Here is a 26,076-nt window from a genome sequence, read left to right on the forward strand (position 1 = left end):
GTCAGGAAGGCCTCACCGTGTCTCGCCACACCCTCAAACTAGCCACAGCCATCGCACTGTCTGCCGGCATCGCGCTGTCCGCGTCCGCCTGCTCCGGCAGCACCAAGACCGGCAGCGCCGGCGCCACGCACGGTTCCTACGCCGCGACCGCCAACATGGTCAACCCCGTCAACTCGGCGGACCTCAAGCAGGGAGGTACTCTCAACTTCCCGGTCGACCAGTACTCCACCCAGTGGAACGTCTACAACGCGGACTCTCAGAACGAGGTGTCCATTGTCGACACCATGGCGCCGATGCTGCCGAGCCTCTACCACTCAACCGCTGACAACAAGCTGTCGACGAATACCGACTACCTGCTGAACGTGAAGAACGGGATCGTCGGGGGCAAGCAGGTCACCACGTACGAGCTGAACCCGCGCGGGAAGTGGTCCGACGGCTCTCAGATCACCTGGAAGGACTTCCAGGCGATCTGGGCGAGTTCCAACGGCAAGGACCCGAAGTACAGCGTCATCAGCACCACCGGGTTCAGCCAAATCAGTTCGGTGGCACAGGGTAAGGACCAGTTCGAGGTCATCGTGACCTACAGCAGCCCCTTCGCGGACTGGCAGTCGCTGTTCTCCCCGCTCTACCCAGCGTCGCAGATCGGTACCCTGGATGGCTTCAAGGCGTCCTACAAGAACAAGATCCCGGTCACTGCGGGCCCGTTCAAGGTCCAGTCCATGAACCCGACCACCAAGGTCGTCACCGAGGTGCGCGACCCGAACTGGTGGGGCACGAAGCCGGTGCTGAACCAAATCAACTTCCGCACGATGGACGCCGCCACCGCGCCGAGCGCCTTCGCCTCGGGCGAGGTCGACATCAGCGATATCGGACCCTCCGTCGACGCCTACAAGAAGGCAAAATCGGTCCCGGGGGTGTCGATCCGCGTCGCCGGCGCACCTAACCTGCGCCAACTGCTGCTGAACGGTGACAGCCCCAATCTCAAGGATCAAAGCGTACGCCAGGCCGTCTTCCAGGGCATCAACCGCGCCGCTATCGGGCAGTCGGACCTGAATGGCCTGCCCTGGCCGATCAAGTCGTTGAACAATCACTTCCTGGTCAACAACGCCAATGGCTACGTGGACAACGCTGGTGCGCTGGGGGCCTACGACCCGAAGGGCGCCGGCGCCAAGCTGGACGCCGCGGGCTGGAAGGCGGGCGCCAACGGCTACCGAAGCAAGAACGGCAAAGAGCTCGACCTCTCCCTCGAGATCCCGGCTGGCACCCCGGTAGCGACCAACGAGTCGCAGCTGCTGGTCCCTATGCTGAAGGCGATTGGTATCAAGGTGACCGTGGTCAACGGTGCGGCGGACCAGTTCTTCAACGATATCGCCGCAGGCAAGTTCGATCTTACAATCTTCTCCGGGGTCGGCGGCGTTCCATTCTTCCCGCTCACCAACTCGGAAGCCAGCTTCTTGGCCCCGGTCAAGGGGAATGTCGGGCAGAACTACTCCCGCCTGGGCAGTACCGAGCTCGACGCAACCATGAACACTGCCGGGACCGATATCGACGCCGCCACCTACCTGGCCGACATCAACAAGTCCGACCAGCTGCTGTGGCAGCTGGCGGTCAACCTGCCGCTCTACCAGCGCCCGCAGATCGTGGCGACGAAGCCGACCCTGGCCAACTATGGCGCTTTCGGGTTCCAGGACACCGACTGGACCAAGATCGGATTCACCAAGTAGTGACGTCCTCGGAATCCCGGGAGACGGTCGACGACGGCGGGGCCTCGTCCCAGAACGGGGGCCCGCCCGCTTCATCACAACAGGCCGAGTGCGATGGGGCCGGCCGGCTTCCCGCGTAGCGGCCGGCGCTCCGAGGGCCGCGGGCGCGACTTGCCCCATGGGACAAGAGGGCTTCAGCTGTTCTGTGCCAGTGTCTATTCATCGAATCCCGTACGAATGTCCACCGTCGGATGAGGTCCACAAGTGTCTACGGGCCTCGATCACTTGGGGTGGCGGAGCTACAGACGTTTGAATAGATATTGCACCTCAAAGAGCACATTCGCCAGCTCGGGGTCGGACGCCTCGAACTCGCGGGCGGCGTAGATACCGAGCGTCAGGCTGTCGAGATCCTCCTCTGCGGGCCGCGAACTAGCCGCCAACACCTTTTTCATGTAGCGCAACTGCGCTCTGACCGAGGTGTGGATGCCGGTGCTGCCCGACCGTCCAATCCGTATCTCGATCATCGCGAGCGCCTCTTCGACGAGAACTGGGAGATTTTCCGGGGTGGTGACCATCGTTGCATCTTCCTCCCTCTGGTTCGGGCCAGTATGGGAACACTCCCATGGACCTATCATTGCCGGGGAGACAGAGCTTCCGTGCGATGCCAACCGGCTGCAGGCCTCCGGGCCCACACTACTTGGAGACTCCGTGAGCGATCAGTTTTCTTCTTCCGGACCAGATGCGCAGCCGTTCGACGAGATACGGATACGGAAGGGCAAGCGTGCGCTCGTGGCCTCCGCCGATTCCATATCGATCGGCGAGCAGGTCTTCCGACTTGACTCCGTCGACCGTGTTTTCTATCGCGCGGCAGCCAGGATAAATCAAGCCAGCTACACCATTGGGCTGGCCCAGGGCGAGCGGAAGTGCACCTTCATGTTCGATGCCTACCGAAGGGGCAGCGAACTCGAGGACGCCCGCGCAACGTGGCGTCAACTGGTCGGCCTCATCCAGGCCTCCGTCTGTCCGCGGATCGCCGAGGAATCCGCCCGCCGTGTTCTCGCCGGCGAAACGGTCACTTTCGGCGGCCCGGCCTCCTCCCGCATCGACGCCGATTCCCAGGGGCTGCGCCCCCGGCGCCTGTTCGGGAAGACTGTGCCCTGGCTGCAGATCGCCAACGCGGAGTTCGCTGAAGGAATGGTACGAATCTGGTCGGCCAGCGACGGTGCGGTGCACGAGAAGCCCACGATGTCCGTAGACATGTCCGGATGGAACGCTGTCGTGCTCCCCGAGATCGTCAGGCATTTCGCCGGCCGATAAGTGACGGGAGCACGACCTGGTCGTCGCTAGGACGCCGCCGACGTACACCGAAGGACCCGGCCGACTTCGTCGGCTACTCACGGTGTCGTTCTGGACGTGCCTGGCTTCTCCGCCGGCCCATTAGTAGAGACCCGCGCTGCGAGGGTGGCTCCCATCGGCCTCGGCGCTTCCGGGGAGATCAGGTGCTACCCGGGAGCATATCCATCCCGGACATTAACGCCCGGGATTCACAGAGCGATCCCCGGATCTCGACGCCCATCAGCGAGAAGAACAGTCCTGACCTGCACCGGCGCACTTTAGTGAGGGAATACTCAACCTTTCTGTCCGTGCAGAGAGTGTGCTGGGAGTAGACCGGAGAACCGGTCGTTCCCGATCCGGTGATCACCATGACTCCTCCCGTCGCGACACAGGTCGCATCCTCCGCCCTCCGGCAGCCCAGCACGGTCCAGATGACTCTCGCCCCAGGCCTGGCGGCTCCGTCAGCGGCACGCCGGGCGGTCCGCGCACTGCTGACCGGACACGCCTGGGAGCAGGAACGGATTGACGAGGCGGTGCTCGTGGTCTCGGAACTGGTCACCAATGCCGTGGTCCACGCCCTGCCGCCCTACAACCTGCTGCTGCGCCTGAACCCAGGCGCTGATGGCGGACTGAGCGTGCACGTCACCGACGGCGGCACAGACCCGCACCCTGCCCACTGGGCCGCCGACCGGGCACCGGACGAGCACGGTCACGGCACCACCATCATCACGGCTCTCTCCAACCGCACCGGCATCACCACCGACCCCAATCCCGGTGACGATGCCGATGCCGCCAGCCTGATCGACTCCTGGGCAGACTTTGATGGCGGATGATGCCGTCGCCCGGACCTCCAGCCGTCCCGTACTCGTGGTAGTCGGCTCTGATTCTCCTAATGTCACCTCACCGGAAAGAGGAACATTACAATGAAGAACGATTTTGAATTCCTAGTCGGAACGTGGACGTCGACACACAGAAAATTGACGAAGTATTTGGAGGGCAGCGAAGACTGGGAGGAGTTCGCCGGGATAAGCCGCTGCTGGAGCATTTTCGACGGCGCCGGCTACATGGACGAGATCTATTTTCCTGGAAATGAATTGAGCGGGGGCACCCTCCGCCTCTATGACGCTTCACAGGATCTGTGGTCCTTGTACTGGATAAACAGCAAGACAGGCCTGGGCCTGCCGCCGCAGGTGGGCCGATTCGAGGACACGGGCCGCGGTCATTTCCTTGCTGACGACATGGTCAACGGACAACCGGTCAAGGTAAATTTCGAGTGGTCCGAAATAACACCCACCTCCTGCCGATGGACGCAACTGCTCTCGGCGGACGAGGGCAGAACATGGGAAACCACTTGGGTCACGGACTTCAGCCGGACCGAGTGAACCTTATGGATTGACGCGTCCGGCAGACGGACAGCGCCGCCCTTCGATTCGAGGCCTGGAGGCGCCAGAGACGGCGGAATGCCTTTCTGCCCCCCAGCCTCGCCACAACGAGGCAGGTGGACACATTGGCACCCCGGATGACCCTTTTCGGTAGGCCCGACGTCACCGTCCCAGGCCACGACTCTTCAGGAGATCCGATGATGTCATCTGCCGAGGACATCATCGACGCGGCGCGGCGCTCCGGCGACCCCTCGGTCAACCTGAGCTACTGCGGGCTGGAAGAGCTACCCGCTTCACTGGGTGATCTCACCGATCTCACCGACCTGAATCTGTACGGCAACCACCTGGCAGTCCTGCCGGACATGCTGCGTGGTCTGACTCACCTTACCCGGCTCGACCTGACTGACAACGAGCTGGTGGAGCTGCCCGACTGGCTCGGAATCATGACGTGCCTCACTCGGCTTGAGCTCACTGGCAACCGCCTCTGCAAAGTGCCGGGATCGCTCGGCGGTCTCACTCACCTCACCCGTCTCGGCCTGGGGGGCAACCGCCTGCAAGTGCTGCCGGAATCGCTCGGCTGCCTCACCTCCCTCACCTACCTCGACCTGGACGACACCAACCTCGCGACGCTGCCGGAGTGGTTGGGTGGCTTTCCCCGGCTTACCCACCTCTCGCTCGACTCCAACGGTCTCACCACGCTGCCTTCATCGTTCGGCAACCTGGTCCGCCTTGCCCGGCTCGATCTGAATGGCAACCTCTTCACCTCAGTGCCGGAGTGGCTGGGCGACCTCACCGAACTGACCGATCTCTACCTGAACCGCAACCTGCTCACCCGACTGCCCGAATCAATCGGCAACCTGACGAACCTCGCCCACCTCTACCTCTTCCACAACCGTCTGGCCGACCTCCCCGGCTCACTCGCCCGCCTCCCGAACCTCACTCACCTCGCCGTGGCCGGCAACACCTTCAGTGTTCTGCCGGAGTGGGTCCGAGAGGTACCCCACGTGATGTGAGGGCAAGGCCGATCAGGAGGTCACCGGTTCGGCCAGACGCGCTGGCACTGCCGGCCCGAAGTCACCAGATTGAAACGGACTCCCGAATCGCCCTTGAAGGCATGAAAGTCGACTACACCGTCGAAGCCTTTCCGCAGGACATAGGAAACCGCGTCGGCATCGATGTCGGCATGCCAGCTCCAGCGCTCTCCGCGAGACCGCTTTCGGCACAGTACAGCGGAGTAGTGCGGCCTGTCGGCTCCGCCGCAGTAGCGTATTTTCACGGGATGTGCACCGAACCGTGAGGCGATCCGCTTGATATCCCTTTCGGACACATCCTCCACGAACTGCTGCGGAGTGCCGTCCGGAACGAAGATCGCGGCGTACCGGAACGTCGAGAGGGAGGGGTGGGCCGCGTAGTCGACGATGCGGTTCCCATGTCGCAGAACCGCGGCGACCTCCGCTCCGCTCAGGTCCGTCCCCGCAAAGGCATCTCCCGGTGGTCCGATTTCGCTCAGCAGCGTGAAGTTGATATTCCCGCCGGTCGCGTGGCAATCGATTCCGACAGGTATTCGATTCATCTTAGTGAAGCGATCGGTCACTTCTGCAGGGGTCATCCCGAGACTCCAGGGACGCTGGCCGCCCCCCTTCTGCGACACGACCGCAGCATATCGAAGCCCTTCTCCCTCGCCGTAGCCTCGCAAGTACGCAATCCTTGCGTCAGGCGACGTGACGAGAGAGGAGATCTGCGAAGCCGCAATGTCATGCGCCCAGAACGCCGGGCTCCTCGGCTGGTGTTCCGGCACGTCAGCCTCCGGTACTGCGGAGGTCAGGGCGTTCGACGGTGTCACTCCCGTCGTGCCGGGTGCCGCCCCGATCCTGTTCGGCCATCTTTTTGAAGGCAGCGTTCTCAGTCTTGAGAGACAGGAGGAAAAGTCCATGGAACAAGAATCCCAAAAATCCCGATACGGGGCCGGTCAATTCGATGGACAGGGTGTTTCTGCAGGAGTCACCGACGGGCTCCAGAAGGTGCTCGCCCGTCATGATCAGTCCCATTCTCCGGGTGGACCAGGAGAATCCGCGGCCGGGGTCGAGCCGGTTCACCATCCATACAGCCGCAGGCTGCGCGGGCTGCTTGATTCTTGCGGAACTGCCGACCCGAAGCGGTCCTTCGTCCAGCCGCTCGACCCGTCGCATGGTCGAATTGAATGACGGCCAGCTCTCTACATCGGCCGTCAGCTCCCATACGCGATCGATCGGAGCCTTGACGAGAATAGTGTTGGCTATACGCATTTTACGAATTTACCATTTTATACATGTCTGTCAACGGTTATCCCCAAGAGACTCTACTGAAGAAAGCACTCGCGCTCGCCTCATAGGAAGGCGCCGTTGACGAGGGCCCCGGGAGATCACGGCAGGCGATGCGCACAGCCCCCGATGCTGCACTCACACTGCGCTCCCGAGCGGGTCTCTCCACAGCGATCGTGCGTGCGGTGGAGAGCCAGCAGCGGTCACCGATAACCGGCCCGTCACAGGAGAGGTTGCTCCTCCGGGAGTTGATGAGCCGGCCCCGTGCACCCACCCGTCCGCCGTCTGCACTTCGAAGCCTTGGCCCTGATCCGCGGGAGGAACGACGAAAAGGCCCTGCCCACTTCCACGTATGCCTCGCTCGAACCGGGGGTCGCGGTGCCAACTCAGTTGGACGCCACGACGACACGCGGGGTAGCGGTCACCCAGGGACTTCTCCTCAACTCACGGTCCGAAACTGATCCACCCGCCTGCTCGAACACAGCATCGCGACCTGGCCCCAGCCGTAGCGCTGCCCTGCGGAGCAGCCGGGAGGTCGGCTGCCGATTCATCTCCGGTCCGCACCGATCGGCAACGCAGGAGCAGGTCACACTGCGCACGTTCGCCGTTCACTTCGGAAGGTCATCAGTCCAAACCATGCCCGCGATCTTCCATCCGGCCTTGGTGCGCACGAGCTGGAAGCTCTTTGACCCCCGCCCCGAGAAGGCATCCCCGCGCAGTACCCCCTCCTTCGCGTAGCGGCTGAACCGCTGTGCGATGTCGCCGGCGACGACTGTGCGCCCCTTCACCTCGTACTCGTAAAAGTCCGTCAGGTCTCCCCAGGCGAGCAGCAGCTCCCGCGGGAGGCTGAAGTTCCTCAGCTTTTCGGCCACAGAGTAGTCCGCCGGTCCTGTGACGGTCCCGTCCGCGAGGAACAGATCCTCGAGTCGGCCGAGGTCGGCCTGCGCCTTCCCCTTATTCGTGAACGCGGAGTAGAAGTCCGCGATCAGGGAGTCAATCTGGGCGACGTCCTGTTTCAACTGGGTCGTCCGGACAGCCCAGGCACCGGACTCCACGGCCCACTCCTCCCATCCGTCGTCCTCCGCTTCGTGCGTCGTCTGCTGCGCCATGCCGAGGCGCTGGGCCACTCGGATGCTCGGAGAGTTGGCCGACTTCGTGTGCCACTCAACCCGGTTCACACCGTGTTCCAGAACCGCCCAGTCGATGATCCGCTCGACGGCCTGAGTGACCAGCCCGCGGCCTTCGGCCGCCGGCTCCAGCCAGCAGCCGACCTCGCAAACACCCCTCGCCCCGTCCAGCGCAACGAACATGACCCCACCGACCAGCTGACCGTCGAGCCATATGCCGTGGATGCCGCCCCCACCCTCCGCCTGCGCCTTCGCGTAGCGCGTCAGGACAGCGTGCGCCGAAGGAAGATCGGTGGCAACGAAACTGGCGCCGACCCAAGGCGAGATGTGGATTCGCGCGCGGTCCAAATGCTCCAAGAACTCTGCGGCGAGCCACGGATGGAGGGGGCGCAGTTCCGCGTCCGCGCCAAGAGGAAGGCTGTACATGGGGCTCCTCGGAAGGGGAGATGGGACAGGCCGGGGTACTGATGGGGGCGGTCACCATAGGTTCGCCCACCTCACTGCGTGACATCCCGTTCCATCGCGCAACGAACCCCGTTCCCCACCGAGGAGCCTGACGTCTGCTTGGGGTGCGGGGGCGCAACCCTGGCCGACCATCGGCATCACAGGCCACAGCAATCCGGTGAAAATGATCCTTATGTAGTGAATCAAGTAGTATGGCGGTTTGAGGTCACGAAGAGTGCGCCCGATGTCACGCTGCACCGGAGGCCGCCATGACTGTGCAGAAGGACTCCTCGCGCTGGCCGCTGACTGGCCGGGAAGATGGGCTGGAGGATTTCACGGCACTGTGGAGGAGCCAGGACTGCGAAGGGCTGGTGATCTTCGGCTCTGCCGGGGTCGGCAAGACGCGACTTGCGGACGAATACCTCGCCAAAGCGGTTCGCGAGGGCTGGAAGGGCGCGCGGGTGTCGGCGTCAGTCGCCATGGGCGCCATTCCATTGGGTGCTGTCGCGCACCTGATCCCCCCGGGCACGGATCTCTCGGATCCGGCCAGGGGATTCATCGAGATCACGGCCAAGATGACCCGGTCCGGCCGGCAGCGCCGAGTAGTGCTCGTCGATGACATGCACACGTTGGACGCTGCCTCCGCGGTACTGCTGAGGTACCTGCTGGACGCCCATGCGATCCGCCTGATCGGCACGGTACGCACCGACGCACTGTTGGGGGAGGCGGTACGGGCTCTGACGACGCGGCCGGCAGTGCACCGGGCGGAGGTCAAGGAGCTTGGCTTGGAGGAGACAGCCCAGTTGCTGACGTCCGTCCTGGGCGCACCCGTCGGGAGGTACACCCTTCACGAGCTGTACCGGATGTCGGGTGGAAGCGTGCTGTACCTACGGGAGCTCGTCTTCGGCGCGCTGGCCTCCGAGACCTTGGTTAACGACGGGGAGATTTGGGAGCTGGTCAAAGGACAGCCCATGGGCACGCCGAGGCTGGCCGAGTTGATCCGGGCCGAGCTGGCCGCCGCCGATCCTGCTGGCTGGGCTGTACTGGATCTCCTGGCATTGTGCGAGCCGCTGCCGCTGGCCGACGCCTGCGCGGTGGCGGCCAGCGCCAGGACGGTCGGTGAACTGAAGGAGTCGGGGCTCGTTCGTTTCGTAACCGACGGTCGGCGCACCCACGTGGTGCTGACCCACCCGCTGCACGGCGAGGTGATGCGAGCCGATCTTCCCCTGCTGCGCCGCCGTGCGCTGCTGCTGGGCCAAGCAGAACGCACCGAGCGGCACGAGGCACGCCGCCGTGAAGACGCTCTGCGGATCGCCACCTGGCGGTTGGCGGCCACCGGCACGGCCGATCAACGTCTGCTTCTGGAGGCGGCGGCCCTGGCCCGGCATACGGACGACTACACGCAGGCTGCCGCTCTGGCCGAGGCTGCGTGGAGTGAGGCACGCGGTGCCCAGGCTGCTCTGAGCTACGCGACGGCACTCATCGGTCTGGTCCGCCACGAGGAGGCCGACCAGGTCCTGGTGGAGGCCATGCAGGAGGAGGCGTCCGAGGAAGGCCGGGACGTCCTGTTCCACGCGCGGGTCGACAACATCATCCTCCTTGGCGATCTCTCCCAGGCGCAGCGGCTTCTGGAGGGCCGCGAAGACACCAGAAGCAAGTTCGCACTGGCCACAGTTCTGTATTTCCGCGGGCGTTTCCATGACTCCGTCGCGTGCTGCCACCCGCTCATGAGCGGCCCCGATTCAAAACTTGCCGTGGATGCCAGGGCCTTCATGAGTTCAGCTCTGCTCCGCCTCGGCCTTGTCGATGACGCAGCGGAGGTGTTCGACCCGCTGCACCCTCTCCTTCTCCGTTCGGAAGAGGGGGGAGGGACATCCCTCTACTCCGATTTTATTGACGACATCGACGGTTACGCCCACATTCTCAACGGGGATCTAAAGGCGGCTGTGTCCATACTCTCCGCTCGCCACGGAAAAGCGGTTTCCCAGAATAAAGTGGAGATGGCGTCGCGGCGGGCCACTGCCCTGGGGTTCTCTCTCATGGAACGAGGAAGGCCGCAGTCGGCGATCAACGTCCTGAATTCCGTCGCGACGAAGAAGACTCACTGGGAACTCTTCACCCAATGGGCGCAGGCCAACGCCGTGATTTGCGCCTCGATGACGCGACAGACTCAGGTTGCCGACCGCTATCTGGCTCTGCTTTCACAGGCCGGAGACGACATCGAGGCATGCAACAACCACCTCGCCCGAGCCTGGCACGCTTGGCTGCACCACGACCACCCGCAGACCAGGTATTTCCTTCTGGAAGCCGCAGAAAGGACGAAGGAACTCGATCAAGGATTGCACAGGGTCTGGACCGTGCATGCCATGGGCCGTCTAGGACTGGCAAATCTTGCCTCCCCCTATTGGGATTTTAAAGTCCAAGGAGAATTCTTGAACGCACGGCTCGACTATACCCGTGCGATTGCCCGTAAGGATGTCGATCTGCTGTTGAGGGTCGCCGATATATTCGAGGAGTCTGGAGCTGAGATATTTGCTGCTGAGGCATTTGCTGAGGCGGCTAATTTGCAGCGCCAGAAGAGGCAGGTACGCCAGGCATCAACTACGACGAACCGAGCTTCGGAGATTGCCCAGAAATGCGAGGGGGTGAACACGCCGGCCTTGTCCCATCTCAGCGCGGGGCGTGGAGGTAAGTCCCTCACGAATCGTGAGCTCGAAATCGCACTGCTCGCCGTCTCCAACAACACCAGCAAGGATATCGCTGGCACACTCGACCTTTCGGTACGCACCGTCGAAAACCATTTGCAGCACGCTTTCACCAAACTCGGCGTGGCAAATCGCCGAGAGCTGTCTGACGCCCTTGATGAAACCTGAGCCGTTCAGATCCGCAAGATACGGTCCCCGAGAACTGGGAAGCCCTCGGGGACCATGCCGCACAACGGCTTCAGAAGTTGCCGGATGCCCTTTAATCAATTAAAGAGGATTGGAAGGGCTGGCGTTGGCGGGCAGGACGATCTTGGTGTCGATGGCGGTGTTGTCGTCCGAGAAGACGGTCACCAGGTGGTTGCCCGCGCTGTGGAAGGCGATCTCGAAGCCGCCGCCGGCCAGCGTGGTGATGGCGGGGCTGGTGCCGGGGGCGACGGGGAGGTTGTTGGCGGCGTTGCGGTTGCCGCCGTCGCCGACCTCGGCGAGGTTGCCGTCCCAGGCGTTGATGGCGGTTTCGTAGCCGCCGGTGGGCAGTGCGGTGATGGCTGGGCTGGTGGACGGCCACATTTTGGCGGTGGTGTCGTTGGTGACGCCGTGGGAGTCGTAGGTGATGAGGTGGTTGGTGGTGTTGCCCTCGAAGGCGATCTTCCAACCGCCGTTGGCGTCGGCGGCGATGGCCGGGCTGGAGGCGGGGATGTGGCCGATGGGGTGCGAGGTACCACCGGGGATCCCGGCGTCCTGCGAGTACAGCTTGCCGTCCGAGCCGACGAACGCGATCTCGTAGCCGCCCGTCGACAGGTGCGCGATGGACGGGTCGGTGCCGGTGTTCATCGCGGAGTTGGTCTTAATGGCGTGGCCCGCCGAGTCAAGCGTCCACAGCCGGCTGGTGTCGTCCTGGAAGGTGACCATCCACCCGCCAGCACTGTCCGCCGCGATCGACGGACTGGTACCAGGCCACAACTTGTGCCCAGTGGGTGTACCCGTACCACCGGGGATACCGGCGTCCTGCACCCACAACTGACCACTGGTGTCCACAAACGCGATCTTGAAGCCACCGGTCGACAACCTCGCGATCGACGGCCGCGTCCCGGACAGCATCCGCGACATCGTCTCGAAAGGCACCCCGTCCAGCGAAAACGTCGAAACGAACCCGCCCTGATCCTGAAAGACACCCGGAGCAGCGGACGCGAGTGTCGTGCCGTGAGAGTAGACCTTGCCCCCTGCGATGACATCGCTGATGCCGTCAGCATCGACATCGCGCACCACCAGGGAGACCATCTCGGTGCTCTGCCGCAGGAAGACCCAGCGTCCCCGCAGGCTGGAGTTGTACCACCATGTCTGGCCACTGGCCGCGAATCGGTCAGCGATTCCGTCGCCGTCGAAGTCACCGAAGCTATGGCTACCGGTGAATTGGGATGAATCGAATCCGAAGACGTTGCCGGACGCGTTGATCGCCTTGTGATCCAGATCTGTTGTCTGCACCATCGCGGCGTCGTCCACGATCGCGAGGCCGCCTGGTGCGACATTCCACTCGTCGCTTCGAGCGAAAACATTCTGTTTCACGACCGCCCCGCGTGACGGGTTGCCCCGCAACTTGAAGTCGGTTCCGTTGGTGTAAAGAATCGTGTTGGCCTCGATGTCCATGAATTCGCCGGCATCGCCACAATAGAAACTGAACCCGAAGCACGAGTCGCGGCCGTGCATGTCGATGGCATGTGTGTGACTAGAAACACCGAGGGTTACTGCGTTGACCCCGCCATCCGGCAGAAGCAGGTTTCGGAAGAAAAGGTACCCGGTTCCCGGACGGCCATCACCGGCTATGTCGTGCCGGTTGAAGTCGAAGACATTCTGGTCGACCTGGGCGTAAGCGCCGTCGTAGACCGCGACTCCGTAGCCTTCTCGCGAGAGATGCTGATTGTGGTGGATGTCGTTGTCGTGGATGCGCACCGTCGAGGCATTGCGGTCGACGTTGATCCGGTCGGCGGAATTGTCATGGACCTCCACCCCTGCGCCGTCCCAACCGTAGATCTCGTTGTTATCGATCTCTAGGTTGACACCCGCCCAGTCGGTGATCCCCTCGGACGTTGCGTCGTCGTCGCTGATGTTGTTTCCCGCCCCGCCGTCCAGGCGAAGGCCGGAGATGCGAACCCCATCGCTCGGAGCCGACCCGTTGGGTGCTCCGATGTTCAGTAGCCGGCTGGGAAAGGACGTGGTGAACAGCCGAGGACCGTTCGGGTGGGAGGCATCCTTCTGGCCGATGATCTGGACGCCCGGCGCGACGGCGATGTCCGCCAGGCCAGTCAGATCCAGATCGACGCCACTGGCGATCTGGACGATCGTGCCAGGAGTTCCAACCGATTGAACGAAAAGGGTGGATTGGTCGTTTCGCGTTATGGTGACGACTGGGGCGGCCGCCTTCGGCCCGGCCGCGTTCGCAAGCATCGGCGCGGCCCCCAGGCAGGCGAGCGCCAAACTCGAAGCAGCCATCGCACGCAGAGCACTGCGAGACGTCCCCAAGATTTCGAAGCGTCTTCTGATCACTGAATCTCCTAGCCTTATCTAAATTGGTGCACCGTATGCATCCGAAGCGGGAATGACGGACGGAGTCGCCGCTACACCCCAGGCCTGCCAGTAAGCTCTTCCGGGCCTTCCGCCCATTTTCTGCCGGGGCAGCGCAGGCTCAGTCGCCATGCTTCCGGCCACAACCCGGCGGGCCAGGGGCAGTGTCTCCCGTGGCCAACAGACCGGGCATGCCTGGCAGCGCGCTTCGGCGCGGGTGCAGGCCGGGGGTCTTCCGGTCGATCTCGACGAACCACGGGCCTTTCGCCGCTGACATCAAGTGAGCACAAGTCAGGGCCGGCCAACTGCGAGCACGGTGACAGGAGTCCAATTGTCCTTCGTCGAAGAGGTAAACCCAGAGTAATTGCTACTCACATGCTGATCGCACCGTTCTCCCGGAAATCCGGCAGGGAAAACCTGGGCGATCGAACCGAGCCCCACCCCTTGTACTGACGAATAGTCATGCTTCATTCTCAGGTGGACGGTTGGCCGCCCGGGCGCATCGGGGCGGCGGATGTTCCTGAGCGACGCCCCGGTCTTCTTCCGTTCCCAGGAGGTCTCTGTGTTCCGTTCGCGTGTGCGTATCACCGTGGCGGCAGCGATAGTGCTGCTAGGGCTTTGTGCGGCCGTGCTAGGCACTGGCATAGATGCTGTTGCCGTATCCCGACCGGCGGAGAGGGGCTCGAGGGGCCAAAGAGCGCTAGTGGCGCCGTTTACCGAGCCCAGGTTCGCTGCCACGTGCACCTGGCACGAGTTCGGTGAGGGCGAACAGCCACCCTTCTGGCTGGTGTTCGTCAACCCGCTGTGCGTCGAGTACAGCAAACGGGACATCACTATCGACGACGGCGGCGCTCTGAACTTCCTGCTCGCCGAACCGTCGAGGTTCGCAGTCGCATTGAGCACCTGCCGCTACTACCAGAAGGACCATTGGAGCGTGCAGCCCACCAGCGGGGCGACCCCCTGGGTGGCCTGGGACGGCCAATACTGGTGGGACAAGAAGGACGAACTATCGGGCGCCCGGCTGACGAATTTCCGGATCGACGGCCGCACAGCCGGTATTGGGGACGCGGTCGCCGTCCTGCGGGCCGGGGGTTACCGCAGCGTGGCCGACGTGCTGTCCGCCTACGGGTCCAGCGCGGGCGAGACCGGAGCCACCGTCGAGCTCCCCTTCGATCTGCGCTGTGCGTTGGCCGGGTGACCGTGAAGCGATCGGTTGTCGACCGGCGGGCTGTACTCAAGGGATTGACCGCGACCCTAGCAGCCCTGGCAGCAGGCTTGCTGGCCGTACCGGTCTCCCCAGCCGCCGCAGAGAGGAGCACGGCGCACGACGTCGAAAGCTGGACCCTTCAGACGCTGGAGGCTTTCGCTGACACCCTGATTCCGGGAGAACACCGCTATCCGGGAGACCTACCCATCGCCGGCGTTGTCACGGGTCCGGGCGCTGTGCAGGCGGGCGTGGTGGACGTCCTCGCCTCGGGCGCCCTGCCGGTGGCTCCCCTGCTCCCGGAAATCGCGGCGCTATTGAACGCCCGCGCGAGTGTCTACGCTTTCACCCACCTGATCCTGCTTCCGGTAACCTCGCCCGCCTTCGTCGGTCTGTCATTCGCCCATCGCACGGACTTGGTGGGCGGCCTGTTCGGCCGGTCGGAACTGGACCGGAAGATCTGGGAGGTGCTCAGTCTGATCGTGGGTCTGGCCTTTGACACCGCAGCCACGCTCGGCACCCGGCAGGCACTGGCCGGTGGCCATCCCGGACTGACCTGGCTGCGCTTCCCGGACCCGGATCCCGACGGCCTGTGGCGCTTCCCTCAGTTCTCCTATGGACGGCCTCTGGCGGAGAAGCATCCGGCCACCACCTCGGGGAGCCCGGCATGAGCGCGGAGACCACAGACGTTCTGGTTATCGGCAGCGGGTTCGGCGGATCAATCCCCGCCTACCACCTGGCGGCCGGCGGCGCCCGGGTGACCGTGCTGGAACGCGGGCCACGCCTGGCCGCCGCCGACTTCGCGCACTCGATGCAACTGGGGACCTACAACCGAATCGTCGACGTCATCCAGGGCGACGGTATCTCCGTGGTCGCGGGCAACTGCGTCGGCGGTGGCAGCGTGGTCTACTTCGCCGCCTCACTGCGCGCCCCTACCTTCGCGTTCGAGCGCCGAGGCAGCCTCGGTCGGCGTATCTGGCCCGCCGCCCTCAGCCGCGCCAGTCTGGACCCCTGGTACGACCGGGCGGAGGAGTCACTGCCGGTGGCCCGCACCGACTGGCCGGACGTCTCCTACGCGGGCGGAGTGCTGGCGGCCGCCTGCCAACGGGCCGGGCACACTTGCAACCCCGTCCCCGTCGCCGTCGACACCACCCGGTGCACCAACTGCAATTGGATGCTCTCGGGCTGCCGTTTCGATGCCAAACGGTCCATGCTACTCAACTACCTGCCCGGCGCCGAAAGTCATGGAGCCGTCGTCCGCCCCCTGCACGAGGTGCAGTCCCTATTCCCGTCCCTCCAGTCCGGCTATCGGTACGCCGCCGCATACACCGTCCTGGACCCCAGCGACTACACCTGCACCGAGCAGGTCGGACTCATCCACGCCAAAGTCGTCGTGCTCGCCGCCGGTACTGTGGGCACCCCTGTCATCCTGCAGCGTTCCGCCCTGCCTCTGGGGGGCATCCCGTCCGCGGTCGGCCGCTACTTCTCGGGCAACGGCGACCGGGTGAGCGTCGCCGACGTGGACGAGGAGAAGGTGCGCTCCCTGCTGGGGCTGTCCCGGCCGGACGGCAGCGCGTACGAGGGACTGCCTGTCGGGCGCCCCATCACGGCGGCCACCTACGACTACTTGGACCCGAAGGCTCCGGAGTTCAGCCGCTTCATGCTCCAACAGATCTATTTTCCCCCCCTGACCAACGTCCTGGCCCAGACGGGTGGCACACCGAGCTGGTACGGCATCGCCAAACGCGATATGCGGGCCCGGTGGCGTTCCTGGCTCACCGTGCTGGCCATGACCGAGGACGACAATGAAGGCACCTTCGGCCTGCCTCCGCTAACCGGAAGCTTCACTCGGCTCGCCCCGGGACTGGGCGAGGGAAGCATGCGCTTCCACCCCACCGCCGCCACCCGAAAGGCATGGAGTGCCTCGGACACCGCACTGCGCTCCATCATGGAGAAGGACAACCTCTCCCAGGTCCATCCCTGGTCGGAGGATATTGCCTCAACAGTCACCGCCCATCCCATCGGCTCCGCGCGCATCGGCGACGACCCCGCCACCAGCGCACTCACCGACACCCACGAACTGCGCGGGCACCCGGGCATTTTCGTCACAGACGGCTCGGCCGTTCCCGCATCGCTCACCGTCAACCCGTCGCTGACCATCGCCGCCCTCGCGGAACGAGCCGCCCCGGCCATCGTGGCCCGCGCCGTGCAGACGGGCATCGCCGTCGCCTATGGCGCGCCACCCCCCGGCAGGTGACACCAATCCTCTGCAACCCGCTCCCATGAGGAACCGCAGCCCCCACATCAACCGCCCTACCTGTGAAGACGAGCATCCGGTGCACGATTCCGCAGAAGAGTGACGAGATCCCCAATCGGATCTGCGCTCGGTGGCGAGGACGGCGGCGGCGACTTACTCGGCGGCCGAGTCCTGCGAGCGGTACCCCACGACGATGGCGTGGCCGTCGGCCGCGAGGCGTTCACAGACCGCGGCACCGATGCCCCTGCTGCCGCCCCCGTAAGCGCTGCGGCCGCATTGACCGCGATGGCCGGCCCCACGGCCCGTACCCGCCAGTCGGCGGGTACGGGCCGTGGGGGCCTACGACTTCCTGAGCCGCCGGCGCTCCCAGATCAGGGCCTCCTGCACCACCGAGGCCACCAGCACCCCGTCCTCGGTCCAGAACTCGCCCTGGGCGAACCCCCGGCCGTCCGCCGCGACCGGGCTGCGCTGCGCGAACAGCAAGTACTCGTCGACCCGGAACGGCTGGTGAAACCACATCGCGTGATCCAGCGAGGCGATGCTGACCAGGGGCGGCTCGCCGTCCTGCGCACCCGACGCCCGCAGGTGCTGCGCCGTCGTCGAGGACAGCGTCAGATCCGACAGGTAGACCAGCGCACACGCGTGCAGCAGCGGGTCATCCGCAGGCAGTTCAGTCGCGGACTTCATCCAGACGAACTGCTCCTCCACCCCAGCGGTCCGCTCGGGCAGTCCTTCCCAGTCGTGGGGCACGTACCGCCCGTCGAAGGTCAACCGGACCGTGGACCTCCAGTAGTCGTCCGAGTCGGCGTCCCCGCTGCGGGTGTTCGCCGCGTACGGGTCCGGGAGCACGCCGGGTCCGGGCACCCTCGGCATCTCCCCCTGCCGGACCGGGCCGCCTCCCGGCTGCTTGAATGAGGCCGACAGCGTGAACACGACCTCCTCGCGCTGGATCGCGGTCACCCGGCGGGTGGTGTACGAGTGCCCGTCGCGCAGCCGCTCGACCTCGTACACCAGCGGAAGCCGCGGGTCGCAGGGCCGGACGAAGTTGCTGTGCAGCGAGTGGGCGACCCGTCCCGCACCGGCGGCGCGGCCCGCCGCGGCCAGGGCCTGCGCGACGACGTGCCCGCCGAAGACGCGCCGGTGCGCACCGGCGTGGCACCAGCCCTGGAACCGGTCGGTGCCGACCTCGTCCAGCCGCAGCAGGTCGACGAAGCCTGCGATCCCCCCGGGCTCACCGGGCGGCACTTCGCTGTCGGGCCGTCGCACATCCTGCGCCCGGCCGGTGCCCGGCTGATCGGCGCCGGGTCGCCCGGTATTGCTCGCGTTCACCATCTGATCATTCGTTCCGTACCTCACTTACAGGATTGCCGTGAACCGCGTCGCCTTGCATGTTTCCCACTGGTCCGTCCAAGGCCCGGTGAGGAGTCGGTCGGGCAGCCAAAGGCGGGGTCCACCGTGGCGCAGCCGGATGAGAAAGGACAGTGTGCCGCCGAGGCCGGTGCCGTAGGCAGCGCCGGGGTGCGTGCCGGATTCGTCGGCGAGCAGCGTCGAGCCCTCCTGGCAGCGTTCGACGGTGTTGCGTTGTTTGTAGGCCTCGCGGTCGAAGGCCGGTGGTCTGCCGCCGCGGCTGCCTCGCCGCAGGCGGTTGTCCTGCTGATCGGCCGGGATCGGAATGACTGCCCGGATACCGCGTTTGCGAAGGTGCTCGCAGATGGCACGGGAGGAGTACGCCTTGTCGTCCAGGACCATGTTCGGCCTGGTGCGGGGCCGGCCCCGCCGGCGGGCCATCACGTCAGTGAAGGCGGGTGCGTCACCGGCCTGTCCGGCGGTCAGAACGAACGCCATCGGCCGGCAGCCGGCGTCGCACGCGAGGTGAATCTTGGTGGTCAGCCCGCCACGGGAGCGGCCGATGGCATGGTCGGACGGCTCGCCGACCGGGGCCCCTTTTCTGCGGGCCCCGGCCGCATGCTGATGTACGCGCACAATCGTGGAATCCACCGAGACCGCCCGGGCCAGATCCTCATCAGCGTCGGCCCGGGCCATCAACGCGGTGAAGACCCGCTCCCCACGTTCCGTCGACCGCCCACACCCGCAACCGGTCGTCAACGCCCCGCCAGTTCCCGTACTTCTCAGGCAAGTGCACCCACTGCGCTCCGGCCTGGAACTTGTACGCAATCGCATCGATCACCTCACGATGATCCCGCCACCGGCCACCCCGGCGCGGCGTCCGGTCCGGCAACAACGGCTCGACCCGAACCCACTGGACCTCAGTCAATGGCACACCCAAACCAACGATCAGATGATCTGAATGAAACAGCCTAGGTCTTGACGGCCTTGATCTGGGCCGGGGTGGCCAGGAACCTCTCCTTGGCCTGAGCTGCCGTCAGGAACTTCCCGTAGCTGGCTTCTCCCGGAGTGGAGACGGCCTGGGCGTAGGCCTTGAGCGCGGCCGGGTCCTGTCCGCTCAGGTACACGGTGGCGGAGACGACCGCGTCCGCTGCCGGCGCGCCCTCGTCGGCCGAGGCGGTGGCCCAGGCCGGGCGGGTGCCGGCGAGTACTTTGGCGTGGAGCGGGGCGGCCGGGGAAGGCGAGGCGAGGGCGAGCGTGCCGAAGGCGAGGCTCAGCGAGGCGACCACAGCGGCAGCCACGCGCGTGGACCGGTGAACAGTGATGGGAACTCCCGGGTTGATGGCCCGTCATGCAACGTGGATTCACGCCGACCCGGTGATCCTCGGGCACTTCCTCGCCTGAAAGACTGAGTAACCGTCGCTCAAGATCCGCGGTACCGCCGCACGCGGGGCGCCGGGGCCGCCGACCGTGCGCCGGGCAGGCAGGCGCTGCAGACCTAACGCTCGGGGTCCGGTGGCCGCCAGACGTGGCCGTCGAGGCGATGGCCGGCCCGCCGGGGCGCTGCCTGGGGAAAGTGTCGAAGCCATTCGGTGCGGGGCATACTGTCGTCGTGCTCGTTGACCGGATACGGACCCGCAGTGGCCCGGCTGGACACCGCCGGACAGGAACCGACCACGGTCAGGGTCCTCTTCGCGATCCCGCGCTGCTGCCCGGGCCGGCTGGGTCGTCGCGGTGTCCCTCTTCCCCGCGTGCAGCTATGACCGCCGGCATGCCTGGTCCTGGCCGGTGCGGACGGGACTGTACCGGACGGTCAACCGGGTCACGGCCGGCCCTGAACGCGCTGGAGCAGCCCGGGGCGGCCGACACGGCGCTCGCGGCGCCGCTCGGCGAGACCCTCGGACTGCCCGCGGCGCAGTACGCCGAGTCGCTGTTCGACCCACGCCCGAGGACGATGCCCGGCGCGCCGAGGCGCTGGAGTTGATGGCCGCCCGCTGGGCCCGGCAGCGCGAGCACGTCGCCCGCGCATAGGGGCTACGTCTGCCCAAATCCTGGCCAGGTCCCTCGACGCGTTCGCCGCAGCGGACGCCGAGGCACTCGCCCGGGAAGGCGGCGCCCCGTGGCGGGGCGCCCCCGGCGTCTTCACCAACGGTGGGCGCGGACCGGCTGGCCCCAGTCAGTCATCGACCGCCGGGACGACCTCGCCGCAACCGGGCTGGCCGGCGACGCATGGATTGCCACCGCCCAGGCCGAACTCGCCACCGGGCAGACGGCTTTCGCGCTGGTCCTCGGGCGGGGGCGTTCCAGCGTTTCCACGACACCTACCAGCCCGAGGGCCTGCAACTGCCGGCTGGCGCGTACCGAGCACTCGGACGGGACGCACTCGCCGGCATCGCCGAAGCACGCGCAGCCCACCGCACCTGACCAGAGCCACCGTGCGGAGCGCGGATGGCATGGGCACGGAAGCCGAAAGACGCACCGAAGAAGGCCTGCGGACCGATGCGCGCTCGCTCAACTTCACCGGCCCTCGGTCCGGACACCCCTGCCGGCTCCCTGGGCGAGCCGACCGGACTCACCCGGCTCCACTGTGCCGGAGTGGCAAGGGAGCCACCGGACGCCCGTGTTCGAGCACCCCGCCGGACGGCCGGCCTGCCACCTCCGCCTGCGTGACGGTCCGCCGGCTTCATCGGCGGACCGTCACGAAAGGGGCTAGAACAGCGTGGCCCTGTCCGTGACGACCACGGTCGCTACTCCGCAGACCGGGTGGTGTGATGCCTGCTCGTCCGCGCCGACCGTCAAAAGGTCGAGCGCGTCGATGTTCGTCTTCACGGGTTCACCTCCGCCGGGAAGTCAGGTAATCGGGTCGCGGGCGGAGTTGCCGGCATCGCACCGGGGGTGGTTGCCGACGAGATCCGGGTCCGGCTCGTCGGCAACCACCATCGGTGCCCCTCGGTTTTCTACGCGCGCAGGTCCTCTCTGTTCAAAGGAGAGGTCGCAGAAGCTGCTGTGAGTGCCGGACCGCGGGACCACCACCGGCCGATTCTCCCTCGGAACAGGACAGCAAAGATATCACGGGGCCTCACACAAACCATCTCGTAGTCAACTAACATCACACATACGGGGCTTGGAGCAGTTGAGTATCAAATGCTCAGTGAGGCCGAGAAGTCACAAGGGTTAAGGTATCGCTAGCAAAGTGTCACAGCGTCAGGCTTCCCGCGAGAAGGCATAAAATGCCCGAGTGCCCGGGATAATGCGCGGCCCCCAGAAGCCGAGGCGGTAGCATCCGCCGCCAGATAAGGACTAGTCCTCCCTGTGCCCAAGTCTGAACTCTCCTTGAGCGTAGCCACCATGAGCCTGGCTTTCGAAGATGATCCGGTAGTGAACTGGATGTTTCCGAAAACGCTCCCGAAGCGCCATGAAGACATTGACGGATTCTTCCGCTCCTACCTGACGTTCATCACTGACCATGGCGGAGTGGTGGACGCAACCCCCAACTACGAAGGAATCTTCGTCTGGATCCCGCCGGACGCGGAGAAAATCTCCGAGGATTCCTACAAGTCGTTCCTCGAGGACCTGCGCAGCAAGTCCGGCGTGATGGGCGACAGGGCGGTGGCAGTTGCCAACGCCCTGGTCGAGCAGGAACCGGCCGAGGTGCCGGATCCACACTACCACTGGGCTTTCTGCGGAATTGCTCCGCAGTTTCGGGGAACGGGCGTCTTCCAAACCTTGATCGAGCCGTTGGCGCGCAAGTCGGAGGATGAGGGGATAGGCGTTTACGGCGAGGCGTCCAGCCCTTTGAACCTCAAACTCTGGCAGCGTACCGGCTTCGCTCGCATCGGCGAGGAGATAACGGTGCCGGGCGGCGGCCCCACTTTTTACCCGATCTACAGGCTCCCCACCCCGTCGGCCGATCAGTAATTCCGATCTGCGGCTGACCGGCTTCGCAGGAGTGCCCTCCGAAGACTCCCTGAGCCGCCGGTCCCCTGCCAGGCGGGGAACACGCGTAAGCCCCTGACGGGACAGCCCCTGCACCGAGGCCAAGTCCGTTGAGTTCCGGGCGCTGCACGCCGGCCGGCCCCGCCGATGCGGCCGACGTACCGCACCATGCCGTGAACTCCGCCGGCCGGCCCGCCGCACACCGGCGGCGGGCCGGCGGTGCGACAACCGTGCGGTCGGTCCCCCGCGGCCACAGTGGTGCCGTGGGCGTGGTTGCGTGCTCCGCCCGCCAACCAGACCGCCAGCGCGCACGCCCACTCGCCGCCGCCACCTGCACGAAGGCGCGACGACCTCACCGGCCGCCCCTGGACTCATCCATCGCAGCCGCTCCCGTCGTCAACGCCCTTTGGAATGACCACCGTTGGGAAGACTTCAGTGAAAAATCCGACGTGGGCGAGCGCCCCCCTGGAACCGGACAGGCCAACGCTTCTGAAATGGAGCGCCGATGTGATCTCCTACATCGCGGATTTCACGGACGCAGCACGCGACGCACGGCATCCGGCTGCTTCTGACACCACCGACCTGATGAGCGTCCTCGCCTGTGCCCCATCTGCGCGGGGGGAGGGTCTGGACAAACTGCTGAGGATCTTTGACGAGGCATCAGCCGGTGCATTCGAGACGGCGTCGGGTGGGAACCTGGCCTATGTGCCCAGTGGCGGACTCTTCTCCGCCGCCCTGGGAGAGTTTCTGGCCCGCGCGACAAATCGTTACACCATGCTGTCCTCGTTCGCTCCCGCACTCATTGCGATGGAGGAGGGGATCCTGAGATGGATGGCAGAACTGTTCGGCCTTCCCTCCACTGGCAGTGGGTTGTTCGTGTCGGGTACCTCAGTGGCAACCCTCACTGCGCTGGCCGCCGCCCGCTACGATCGGCTGGGCCTGCACTCGGCACAGGGAACAATTTATGTGGCAGAGCATACGCACTACTGCGTGAGAAAAGCGGCACAAATAGCCGGGATCGCACGGGAGAACGTGCGAACCGTACCGACGGGCGCGGACTTCACGATGGACACGTCGCGCGCGGAGGAAATGATAAAGTCCGACCTGGACCGCGGATTGCAACCCATGGCCCTCGTGGGAACAGCCGGCAGCACGGATACCGGCAGTGTCGACGACCTTCACGCCCTGGCGGACCTCGCCGCACGGTACAGGCTCTGGTTCCACGTGGACGCCGCCTACGGCGGGTTCTTCCAGCTCACCGACCGCGGGAAGAAGAAGCTGGCAGGCATCGAACATGCCGACTCCATCTGCGCAGACCCCCACAAGGGCCTCTTCCAGCCGTGCGGGACAGGGGTCCTGCTGGTTCGCGACCCGGAGATCCTGCGCAGGACCTTCAGCATGCAGGGCGACTACCTGGTCGACGCCGCGGATGAACGTCCGCTTCCCGATTACGCCGATCATGGAGTGGAGCTGACGCGGGAGTTCCGGGGCCTGCGGATGTGGCTGCCGTTGAACCTTCACGGCACCCTGGCGTTCGCCCAGGAGCTCGACGAAAAGCTTGACCTCGCCCAGCACGCCTACAGGTCACTGGCCGCGGTCAAGACGATCGACGTCCTTTCAGAGCCCGACCTCTCCGTCGTGGCATTCCGCCTCCGCGGCGCCTCGGACCAGGTGAATCAGAAGTTCCTCAAGGAGATGAACGGAACCGGCCCCTTCGCCCTGTCGGGGACAACCCTCGGCGGGGTGCACTACATACGGATGTGCATCCTGTCCCATCGGACGCACTTCGATGAGGTGGACGAAGCCGTCCGCGTCATCACCGAGGTCTCCGGCCGGGTCTGATACCGGTCAGTGCCTCGCCGGAGAGCCGCTGCGCCACGTACACCGGTACGGCAGACAGGACGATCGGTGCCGTCGCAACCACGTCCACCACCGGGCCCTGGTCGGGTCGGGTCGGGCCGGGTTGTCGAAGATCCACAACGGCAGTGTCTGGGTTCCCGGCCCCTGAAGGTCGTCACCACGATCTCGTCGAACGACTGCGCGAAGCGAGCAGGGCGCTGCGGATCGCCGGCAGGGTGACGTACCAGAAGGTCTGGAAGAGGTGCCCTCCCAGGTCCGCCGACGCCTGCTCGGCAGAGGCGGGGAGCCGCCGCAACCGGGCCGAGACGTTGTTCAGGACCACCACGACGCAGAAGGTCGCGTGCCCGACGACCACCGTGAACAGGGGCGACTGCGGCCTTGAGCCACCGGTCCCGGCCGGACTTGACGACCACGGAAATGGGACCGCCGTGCCGAAAGGCGATACGCCGTCAGCCGCTCCGGCCACTGACGCCGCCTCCCACCCTGCGAGCTGCGCCCAGGCGCCCGGGTCCCGCCCCTCACGGCGGCGAACGCCCACGCCTTCAGATGGTCTTCATCGACCGGCTCCTGGCCACGCTCGTCCACCTTCGCCACGGCGCCACTCACGATGTGTTGGCCTGCTGGTTCGGCGTCGACCGCTCCACGATCACCCGGCGATCGGCGAAGTGCGGCCCCTGCTCGCAACCCGCGGCTGCCCATCGCGACCGGAATCCGGCTCCGCACCCTCGTCGAGGTCATCGACTACCTCGGCGCGAGCGGACAGACCGGGATCATCGATGGAACCGAGCTGCGTGTCCGCAGACCCGCTGCCGGCCGCAAGGACGGGCCATCGAGCAGGCGTTCAAGACCTACGGGGTGATCGTCGCCGACAACGGATCGGCCTGGAATGTCAGCGGCACACAGGACGACCGATGGAGCAACGAGCAGCTGCAGGGCCTCGGCACCCTGACTGGAATAGCGTGTCTATGACCGATTTATGGGACCGGTTCGCCGAATGGATCGGCCCGCACTACCCGGACACGGTGAACGCCCGCATGACGTGACGGGCGCTCTCCGTCGGGAGCCGGAAACAGGCACCGGCGGCACGCGCCACCGGTGGAGCACCGCGTCGGCGGGTACATCAGCCGGTGCTCCCCCGCCGTGCTTCACGGGCTACAGCTTCGCGATGGACGCCAGGTCGAAGCTTCCGAGGAAGCTCTCGACGGCGGCACCGTCGATCTTGCCGTCGCCGGCGATGCCGATGTCCGCCAGGATCCTCAGGTTGCCCACCGTGAGCACGCGGAGCGTGGCCTCGTTGGCGAAGAGGGGATATCCCTTGAGGGAACCGGTGGCCGCCTTGTAGCAGTAGAGGAAGTCGCCCTGCTCGGTGGGCGGCTTCTTCGCGCCGGCCTTGGCCAGCGGCTGGCGGCAGTCCAGGATGTGCAGCGACATCCAGGTGTCGGTGCCATCGACGAAGGCGATCTGCCGGTCACCGTCGCTGTTGATCGATGCCGTCTCGTCCCACTTGCCGGTGGCCGGCGCGGCCTGGGGCCTGGGCAGGGTGATCGCCCGCATCTGGGCCGTCTTCACGACGCCGCCGTCCGAGGCGGGCTTCACCGCCGCAGTGGTGCTCTTGGCGGCCGGCGCAGCCTTGGAACTCGAGCATCCGGTGCCGGCCAGAAGGGTGACCACCGCGATCGCGGTGAGAGCGGCCGCCGCCCGGCGGCGCGCGGACCGCTCCGTGCCTGACTGGGACGGTCTCGAATCGGATTGACCCGACATGTTGTGCTCCACTCGCTGCATTGCGGCCGCACCCGACCGGGTTCCGCGGCCACACTTGAGGTTACCTCCAAGTGGTGTTCCATCCCGTTCCATCCGACAGGAACACGATCGGTGCCGCGCCATCATCCGGCCGGTTCGATGTCAGTCGCCGGCCGG

The 26,076-nt window shown here is 65.6% G+C and carries 20 protein-coding genes and 2 pseudogenes; 12 read left to right on the forward strand and 10 right to left on the reverse strand.

The window, feature by feature from the left end; genetic code table 11:
- Positions 1 to 17 precede the first annotated feature (17 nt).
- Positions 18 to 1,724 (forward strand): ABC transporter family substrate-binding protein, encoded by a 1,707-nt coding sequence (locus tag LNW72_RS00460; RefSeq protein WP_250973449.1) that lies wholly within the window; start codon positions 18 to 20, stop codon positions 1,722 to 1,724.
- Between the two features lie 278 nt (positions 1,725 to 2,002).
- Here LNW72_RS00460 and LNW72_RS00465 read toward each other — a convergent pair whose 3' ends face one another.
- Positions 2,003 to 2,278, reverse strand: a complete 276-nt coding sequence (locus LNW72_RS00465; protein ID WP_250973450.1) for an immunity protein Tsi6 family protein — start codon at positions 2,276 to 2,278, stop codon at positions 2,003 to 2,005.
- A 133-nt stretch (positions 2,279 to 2,411) separates the two neighbouring features.
- On the opposite strand from LNW72_RS00465, the gene LNW72_RS00470 reads away from it, so the two are divergent.
- The 4 genes from LNW72_RS00470 to LNW72_RS00485 all read left to right on the forward strand — a co-directional run bounded on the left by LNW72_RS00470 (position 2,412) and on the right by LNW72_RS00485 (position 5,433).
- Positions 2,412 to 3,020 (forward strand): hypothetical protein, encoded by a 609-nt coding sequence (locus LNW72_RS00470; RefSeq protein ID WP_250973451.1) that lies wholly within the window; start codon positions 2,412 to 2,414, stop codon positions 3,018 to 3,020.
- Between the two features lie 449 nt (positions 3,021 to 3,469).
- Positions 3,470 to 3,871 carry an ATP-binding protein gene (locus LNW72_RS00475; protein WP_250973452.1) on the forward strand — a complete coding sequence of 134 codons (402 nt, stop codon included), beginning with the start codon at positions 3,470 to 3,472 and terminating at the stop codon, positions 3,869 to 3,871.
- 90 nt (positions 3,872 to 3,961) lie between these two features.
- Positions 3,962 to 4,420 carry a hypothetical protein gene (locus LNW72_RS00480; protein ID WP_250973453.1) on the forward strand — a complete coding sequence of 153 codons (459 nt, stop codon included), beginning with the start codon at positions 3,962 to 3,964 and terminating at the stop codon, positions 4,418 to 4,420.
- A 197-nt stretch (positions 4,421 to 4,617) separates the two neighbouring features.
- Positions 4,618 to 5,433, forward strand: coding sequence for a leucine-rich repeat domain-containing protein (locus tag LNW72_RS00485; protein ID WP_250973454.1), 816 nt, complete (start codon positions 4,618 to 4,620; stop codon positions 5,431 to 5,433).
- Between the two features lie 20 nt (positions 5,434 to 5,453).
- Here LNW72_RS00485 and LNW72_RS00490 read toward each other — a convergent pair whose 3' ends face one another.
- From LNW72_RS00490 to LNW72_RS00500, 3 genes are all read right to left on the reverse strand, one after another.
- Positions 5,454 to 6,029, reverse strand: a complete 576-nt coding sequence (locus LNW72_RS00490) for a hypothetical protein (protein WP_250973455.1) — start codon at positions 6,027 to 6,029, stop codon at positions 5,454 to 5,456.
- 190 nt (positions 6,030 to 6,219) lie between these two features.
- The gene (locus tag LNW72_RS00495) at positions 6,220 to 6,705 is read right to left on the reverse strand and encodes an SRPBCC family protein (RefSeq protein ID WP_250973456.1); all 486 of its coding nucleotides are present in this window, start codon (positions 6,703 to 6,705) and stop codon (positions 6,220 to 6,222) included.
- A 623-nt stretch (positions 6,706 to 7,328) separates the two neighbouring features.
- Positions 7,329 to 8,273: a GNAT family N-acetyltransferase gene (locus tag LNW72_RS00500; protein ID WP_250973457.1), complete on the reverse strand. Its 945-nt coding sequence runs from the start codon at positions 8,271 to 8,273 to the stop codon at positions 7,329 to 7,331.
- A 287-nt stretch (positions 8,274 to 8,560) separates the two neighbouring features.
- Here LNW72_RS00500 and LNW72_RS00505 point away from each other — a divergent pair, with 287 nt between their 5' ends.
- Positions 8,561 to 11,164 (forward strand): LuxR family transcriptional regulator, encoded by a 2,604-nt coding sequence (locus tag LNW72_RS00505; RefSeq protein WP_250973458.1) that lies wholly within the window; start codon positions 8,561 to 8,563, stop codon positions 11,162 to 11,164.
- Positions 11,165 to 11,263: 99 nt separating this feature from the next.
- Here LNW72_RS00505 and LNW72_RS00510 read toward each other — a convergent pair whose 3' ends face one another.
- A complete protein-coding gene (locus tag LNW72_RS00510) occupies positions 11,264 to 13,483 on the reverse strand; it encodes a right-handed parallel beta-helix repeat-containing protein (RefSeq protein ID WP_250973459.1) in 2,220 nt (739 codons plus the stop codon).
- 775 nt (positions 13,484 to 14,258) lie between these two features.
- Here LNW72_RS00510 and LNW72_RS00515 point away from each other — a divergent pair.
- The 3 genes from LNW72_RS00515 to LNW72_RS00525 are packed head-to-tail and all read left to right on the forward strand — an operon-like array spanning position 14,259 to position 17,016.
- Positions 14,259 to 14,753 (forward strand): hypothetical protein, encoded by a 495-nt coding sequence (locus tag LNW72_RS00515; protein WP_250973460.1) that lies wholly within the window; start codon positions 14,259 to 14,261, stop codon positions 14,751 to 14,753.
- Positions 14,750 to 15,430 carry a DUF5987 family protein gene (locus tag LNW72_RS00520; RefSeq protein WP_250973461.1) on the forward strand — a complete coding sequence of 227 codons (681 nt, stop codon included), beginning with the start codon at positions 14,750 to 14,752 and terminating at the stop codon, positions 15,428 to 15,430. The genes LNW72_RS00515 and LNW72_RS00520 overlap by 4 nt, the downstream gene beginning before the upstream one ends.
- The gene (locus tag LNW72_RS00525) at positions 15,427 to 17,016 is read left to right on the forward strand and encodes a GMC family oxidoreductase (protein ID WP_250973462.1); all 1,590 of its coding nucleotides are present in this window, start codon (positions 15,427 to 15,429) and stop codon (positions 17,014 to 17,016) included. Before LNW72_RS00520 ends, LNW72_RS00525 begins: the two co-directional genes overlap by 4 nt.
- 339 nt (positions 17,017 to 17,355) lie before the next feature.
- On the opposite strand, the gene LNW72_RS00530 is transcribed toward LNW72_RS00525, so the two are convergent.
- The 3 genes and pseudogenes from LNW72_RS00530 to LNW72_RS00540 all read right to left on the reverse strand — a co-directional run bounded on the left by LNW72_RS00530 (position 17,356) and on the right by LNW72_RS00540 (position 19,664).
- A complete protein-coding gene (locus LNW72_RS00530) occupies positions 17,356 to 18,345 on the reverse strand; it encodes an acyl-CoA thioesterase domain-containing protein (RefSeq protein ID WP_250973463.1) in 990 nt (329 codons plus the stop codon).
- A 231-nt stretch (positions 18,346 to 18,576) separates the two neighbouring features.
- Positions 18,577 to 19,312: pseudogene (locus tag LNW72_RS00535) on the reverse strand (IS5 family transposase); the annotation flags it as partial.
- A 22-nt stretch (positions 19,313 to 19,334) separates the two neighbouring features.
- On the reverse strand, positions 19,335 to 19,664 hold the full coding sequence (locus LNW72_RS00540; protein WP_250973464.1) for a protease pro-enzyme activation domain-containing protein: 330 nt from the start codon (positions 19,662 to 19,664) through the stop codon (positions 19,335 to 19,337).
- Positions 19,665 to 21,711: 2,047 nt separating this feature from the next.
- On the opposite strand from LNW72_RS00540, the gene LNW72_RS00545 reads away from it, so the two are divergent.
- Together LNW72_RS00545 and LNW72_RS00550 are read left to right on the forward strand one after the other, a co-directional pair.
- Complete coding sequence (locus LNW72_RS00545) at positions 21,712 to 22,281, forward strand: hypothetical protein (protein WP_250973465.1); 570 nt, start codon at positions 21,712 to 21,714, stop codon at positions 22,279 to 22,281.
- A gap of 525 nt (positions 22,282 to 22,806) precedes the next feature.
- Positions 22,807 to 24,141 carry an aminotransferase class V-fold PLP-dependent enzyme gene (locus LNW72_RS00550; protein ID WP_250973466.1) on the forward strand — a complete coding sequence of 445 codons (1,335 nt, stop codon included), beginning with the start codon at positions 22,807 to 22,809 and terminating at the stop codon, positions 24,139 to 24,141.
- Here LNW72_RS00550 and LNW72_RS00555 read toward each other — a convergent pair.
- A pseudogene (locus LNW72_RS00555) lies at positions 24,116 to 24,523 on the reverse strand (ABC transporter permease); the annotation flags it as partial. The gene LNW72_RS00550 and the pseudogene LNW72_RS00555 sit on opposite strands and share 26 nt — an antisense overlap.
- Positions 24,524 to 24,705: 182 nt before the next feature.
- Between LNW72_RS00555 and LNW72_RS41955 the strand changes: the two are divergent.
- Positions 24,706 to 25,128 carry a transposase family protein gene (locus tag LNW72_RS41955; protein WP_374117098.1) on the forward strand — a complete coding sequence of 141 codons (423 nt, stop codon included), beginning with the start codon at positions 24,706 to 24,708 and terminating at the stop codon, positions 25,126 to 25,128.
- A 183-nt stretch (positions 25,129 to 25,311) separates the two neighbouring features.
- Here the strand turns inward: LNW72_RS41955 and LNW72_RS00565 are convergent, their stop codons facing one another.
- A complete protein-coding gene (locus LNW72_RS00565; protein WP_250973467.1) occupies positions 25,312 to 25,920 on the reverse strand; it encodes a hypothetical protein in 609 nt (202 codons plus the stop codon).
- Between the last annotated feature and the right edge of the window lie 156 nt (positions 25,921 to 26,076).

The sequence above is a fragment of the Streptomyces sp. RKAG293 genome (genome assembly GCF_023701745.1).
Lineage (GTDB): Bacteria > Actinomycetota > Actinomycetes > Streptomycetales > Streptomycetaceae > Actinacidiphila.